Consider the following 4,854-nt stretch of genomic DNA (forward strand, 5'->3'; position numbering starts at 1 on the left):
AATGACGGTCTGTGTTGTTCTCGCCAGCCTGATTCCGATTCTGTGTGAAACAGGTGTTGGCTCCGATGTAATGAAACCGATTGCCGCTCCTATCGTGGGCGGCATGATCACCTCAACGATTCACGTCCTGATTCTGGTCCCGGTCTTCTTCGCCCTGATCAAACAGCGTGCGCTTCGCGCCGGGACTCTGACTATCAAGACAGGTACGGAATAGAACTGCCGCTTCGGCGCTTGGACTCAAAATGAGCCACATGACGCAGCGCGATCACCCGCAGATGACCGAGCCACACACGGGTCACAACATGTCCGACATTCACGCGAGCCACGACCGTCACGCCGGACACTCGGTTGCCATGTTTCGCGATAAATTTTGGCTGAGTTTCGCTCTCACCATCCCTGTCGTGTTTTGGTCAACCGATGTTCAACACTGGCTTGGTTACTCGGCACCTACCTTCCCTGGCTCAAAATTAATTCCGCCTATCCTTGGAACCGCCGTCTTCGTTTATGGCGGCTTCGTTTTCATCCGCGGAGCATGGGGCGAACTCACCGATTACAAGCCGGGCATGATGACTCTCATCAGCCTGGGGATCATAGCCGCATTTGGAACATCGCTCGCTGCGACATTCGGCCTATTTGAGCTTGACGTTTGGTGGGAACTCACATCACTGATTACGGTCATGCTCCTCGGCCACTGGCTGGAAATGCGAGCCATTTCCCAGGCGCGCGGCGCACTCAATGCGCTCTCCGCCCTTCTTCCCGATACCGCTGAACGCGTAAAGGGCGGAGAGACTGAATCGGTTCCGCTCTCTGCGTTGAGCGTTGGCGACATCGTTCTGGTGCGGCCCGGAGCCCGTGTTCCAGCAGATGGCACGGTCGTTGAGGGCGCGGCCGATGTTGACGAGTCCATGATTAGCGGTGAGTCTAAAACGGTACCGAAGGGAGCAGGAGCTAAAGTCATTGCGGGAACAGTTGCCAGTCGAGGAAGTCTTCGCGTCCGCGTCACCGCAGTCGGCGACCAAACTGCTCTCTCTGGAATCATGCGGCTCGTCGCCGCCGCCGAGGCTTCTGGCTCTCGCACGCAAGCTCTTGCCGACCGTGCCGCCGCGATCCTTTTCTACGTGGCGGTCGCCGCTGGAGCGATCACTTTCATCTACTGGTCGATCTCAGGCGACAAAGAACACGCCCTCATTCGAACTGCAACGGTCCTCATCATCGCCTGCCCCCATGCCCTAGGATTGGCGATTCCGCTCGTAATCGCTATTTCGACATCGCTAGGCGCTCAAAACGGGCTCCTTGTGAAGGACAGACTCGCACTCGAGCGCGCGCGCGATTTGGACATAGTCATCTTCGATAAGACCGGAACGCTGACACGCGGTTCTCCAGCGGTTTCAGACGTAATCGCGGCACCTGGCATTGCCGCAGACGATTTGATGGCACTTACTGCCGCTGTGGAGTCCACCTCCGAACATCCGCTTGCTAAGGCAATCGTCGCCGAAGCCAAGCGCCGAAACGTGGAGCGCTTATCAGCCACGAATTTCGAGGCCCTGCCCGGTCGCGGAGCGAAGGCATTCGTGGAAGGCAGGAGTGTCGAAATCGGGGGAACCCGGTTGTTGACTGAAGCCAGGGCGATCACGCCGCCAGACGTTGAAAAACTGACAACCACATGGGCATCCGATGGGAAGACGGTTCTCTACACGGTTGCTGCTGGCCGACTGCTCGGAGCTTTCGCCGTTGAAGATGAGATTCGGCCCGAATCGTCGGAAGCCGTCAGCGAACTTCATCGACTAGGTATCCGGGTCGCCATGATCACCGGAGATTCGAAGATGGTTGCCAATTCGGTCGCCCGGCGGATCGGAATCGATGAGGTCGCAGCGGAGGTTCTACCCGCTGACAAGGCCTCGGCAGTAGAGCGTTTTCAGGCCGGCGGCAAGAAGGTCGCCATGGTAGGCGACGGCGTGAACGACGCACCGGCGCTGGCGACCGCAGATGTAGGAATCGCAATAGGTGCAGGAACCGATGTGGCAATTGAGTCCGCCGGAATTGTGCTCGTGCGGAGTGATCCTCGCGACGTTGTCGGAGCCATCCAATTATCTCGGGCTACTTACAGAAAAATGATCCAAAATCTCGTTTGGGCAATCGCTTATAACATAGTCGCTATCCCCGTCGCCGCAGGCCTCTTCGTCCGATGGCGTTTGGAAATCCCCATGAGTGTCGGTGCGGTTGCGATGAACCTGTCTACCATCATCGTAGCCGTCAACGCTCAACTACTTCGCAGATTGAAATTGCAGCGCGAAGTAGGACTGAACAATTAGGCCTTCTTCGTGCCGGGTTTCATGCGCCGATATCCGGGGTGAACGCCGGGAGCAAGTCCCTGCTCGGTCGCGATCTTCTGAAGAAGTTCGCCGAGCTGTTCACGTTCGGCAGCGGTCAACGAGGCGGATAACGATTCTATGTGCTCGCGACCGATGCGGCCTATCTCGCTGAGCATGCCCTCGCCCTTCTCGGTCAGATGCAGCGCATACTGCCGGCGATCATCGGCATTTGGTCGGCGTTCGACCAGCCGTCGGTCCTCGAGCGCGTCGAGTATCGCCACCAAACGACTGGGATGGATGCCGAGTCTCGTCGACAGATCCTGCTGACTGAGCCCGCTGGAGGTCCCCAGCATGCGGAGGATCCCGGCGTCAGGCGGTGTGAGATTGAGTTGGGCGATTCGTTCGCCGAATCGCATAGCTGCATGGGCACCTACTTGGGCCAGGAGGAAGGCCAATGGGGCTTTTGTTCTTTGCACAACGTATAGTTGCATTTTTAAATCGTTTATGATATAAACTATTATATTATGAAACCAACTCCTGCAACACGATTTGCCGGGCCTGCGCTCTTGCCCCTGGCCATTGTTTACACTTTGCTGTTCGTCGCCAATATCGCCTCTGCGGTCCTGCTGCGCCACGGCCCCTCGTTCGTTACCCCCTTCGGCGATGCCGAGGCCGCACGTGCCTTCTTTGCCGCGAGCCCATTCGCAGTCAAACTGAGCGCGTTTTTCTTCTTCGGCTCCGCAGTGCCACTTGCCATCTACACCGCCACAGTTGTTAGCCGACTGCGTTATCTCGGCGTGCGTGCCGCGGGCACCAACATCGCGCTCTTCGGCGGCTTCGCCGCGTCGGGAACGATCGCAATCTCTGGCGTGTGTACGTGGGTGCTTTCGGTGCCCGAAGTGTCGGCATCGCTCGTGGCTACGCGTGTTCTGTACTTCCTATCGTTCTTGTTCGGTGGTGCTGGTTTTGCGGTGGCCTTCGGGCTTCTCGCTGCTGGAGTCTCGGTTACCAGCCACTTTGCTCGCCTGTTGCCGCGGTGGCTGACCGTACTGGGAATGATCGTCGCGGTGGCCGGCGAGCTGTCCTATTTGAGCCTGATCGTCTATCCCGCGAACCTGGCAATCCCAGTAACGAGGTTCGTTGGATTCGCCTGGCTGATCCTGGTTGGCGGCCGCTTGCCAAAAACACTCCGCCGTACAGAAGCAGCGTCCGGAGAAGGAGCAACCGCATGAGTTCTATACGAGATCAGGTCGCGCTGGTAACGGGCAGGTCACGGGGCATCGGAGCCGCAATCGCCAAATCATTTGCGCAGCTGGGGGCCAAGGTCGTGGTCCACGGAAGGGACGGCGCAGCGCTATCGTCCATCCGAAAAGAAATCGATCTCGCCGGCGGCCGTTCGATGCAGATCAGTGGCGATGTCACGAACTTTGCCGATATCGAGGCCGCTCGTCTTCGGATCGAAGGTGAGTTCGGATGCCTGGTGCCTAGTCACGGGCAAACCTGAAGAGGTGGCAGGGGATCGCTCAGTCAAATAACGTTCGCTCGATCACTGGTGGAGGTGCGACCGTAGGAAATTCGAGCCCGTTTTTGATGCACATATCACGGAAAAGTTGAACGCTGGCAGGACCGAACCCGGCGTAATGGTTGTTGAAGTATCCATAGATCGTGACTCCGCGTCGTTGAATCTTCTTGCACACATCGACCCATGAAGTCATTTCCGCTGTCCGGTCCACCACGATTCGATTCCAAACCCTTGTGATGCGCTCGATCCCTATCCTATCGCCCAGCCAGCGAATATAGGCGAAGTCGGCGGTGATGGGGTCAAACTTCACAAATATTTCATTCGGACCCGGCATAAATGATCGCTCGGTTAACGCGTACGCAACGTTATGCACGCGGAGCAAGTCGAAGAAGTCGGCGTCCAGCCACCATTTGTTCCGAATCTCCAACGCAAAATGATGGTCCTTGGGAAGCTTGCTGAGGAATGGCGCTAGTCGCGCCAGAAATTCCTTCCCACTTCTGAAGACCGTGCTATTGAAATGTCCAAATTGAAACAAAAGCGGTCCGAGCTTCTCGCCCATTAAATCCATCGTGTCGAGAAACTGCTTCAGGTCATCATCGCAATTCTGCAAGACCTTCTCGTGGGTGATTATTTGAGGAACCTTCGCGGCCAGTTTGAACCCTGGCGGAGTTTTGCGTTCCCATCCACTAACGGTAGCGACTGAGGGCGCGCGATAAAATGTCGAATCCACTTCCACAGTGTCGAATTTCGTCGCGTAGTAGGTTAGGTAGTCGGCGGACTTCATGCCGACCGGGTAGAACGAACCTTGCCACCCAGAAGCCACAAAGGCCGAAGTGCCGAGGCGCAGTTCCGTCATGCCCCGAGATTCTACACCGGGAGCGGCGGTGGTAAACTCTAGCAATGCTTATTGGGAAAAAGTTGCGCCTCTTCAAGAAAATCAAGCACGCTAAAGCGGTCATCCTAAACGGACAGCAATTGTTTTTGAAGGAGTGCGCGAAGTGCGGTATCGAGTTCTATGCC

The 4,854-nt window shown here is 56.9% G+C and carries 6 protein-coding genes; 4 read left to right on the plus strand and 2 right to left on the minus strand.

All coding sequences use genetic code 11. The features are described 5' to 3' along the window. The coding region (locus tag VGI36_13300) for an efflux RND transporter permease subunit (GenBank protein HEY2486120.1) at positions 1–214 on the plus strand (214 nt) is incomplete at its 5' end. 139 nt (positions 215–353) lie between these two features. Then, positions 354–2,312 (plus strand): heavy metal translocating P-type ATPase, encoded by a 1,959-nt coding sequence (locus VGI36_13305; GenBank protein ID HEY2486121.1) that lies wholly within the window; start codon positions 354–356, stop codon positions 2,310–2,312. Here the strand turns inward: VGI36_13305 and VGI36_13310 are convergent. After that, positions 2,309–2,728 (minus strand): MarR family transcriptional regulator, encoded by a 420-nt coding sequence (locus VGI36_13310; protein HEY2486122.1) that lies wholly within the window; start codon positions 2,726–2,728, stop codon positions 2,309–2,311. The genes VGI36_13305 and VGI36_13310 overlap by 4 nt on opposite strands. A 174-nt stretch (positions 2,729–2,902) precedes the next feature. Here VGI36_13310 and VGI36_13315 point away from each other — a divergent pair, with 174 nt between their 5' ends. Both VGI36_13315 and VGI36_13320 read left to right on the plus strand, forming a co-directional pair. After that, entirely contained in the window at positions 2,903–3,544 is a 642-nt protein-coding gene (locus tag VGI36_13315) for a hypothetical protein (GenBank protein HEY2486123.1), read from the plus strand. Next, positions 3,541–3,816, plus strand: coding sequence for an SDR family NAD(P)-dependent oxidoreductase (locus VGI36_13320; protein ID HEY2486124.1), 276 nt, complete (start codon positions 3,541–3,543; stop codon positions 3,814–3,816). The genes VGI36_13315 and VGI36_13320 overlap by 4 nt, the downstream gene beginning before the upstream one ends. A 19-nt stretch (positions 3,817–3,835) precedes the next feature. Here the strand turns inward: VGI36_13320 and VGI36_13325 are convergent, their stop codons facing one another. Then, positions 3,836–4,690, minus strand: a complete 855-nt coding sequence (locus VGI36_13325) for a DUF72 domain-containing protein (protein ID HEY2486125.1) — start codon at positions 4,688–4,690, stop codon at positions 3,836–3,838. Positions 4,691–4,854 lie beyond the last annotated feature (164 nt).

The sequence above is a fragment of the Candidatus Binataceae bacterium genome (assembly GCA_036495685.1).
In the GTDB taxonomy this organism is placed as follows: Bacteria; Desulfobacterota; Binatia; order Binatales; family Binataceae; genus JAFAHS01.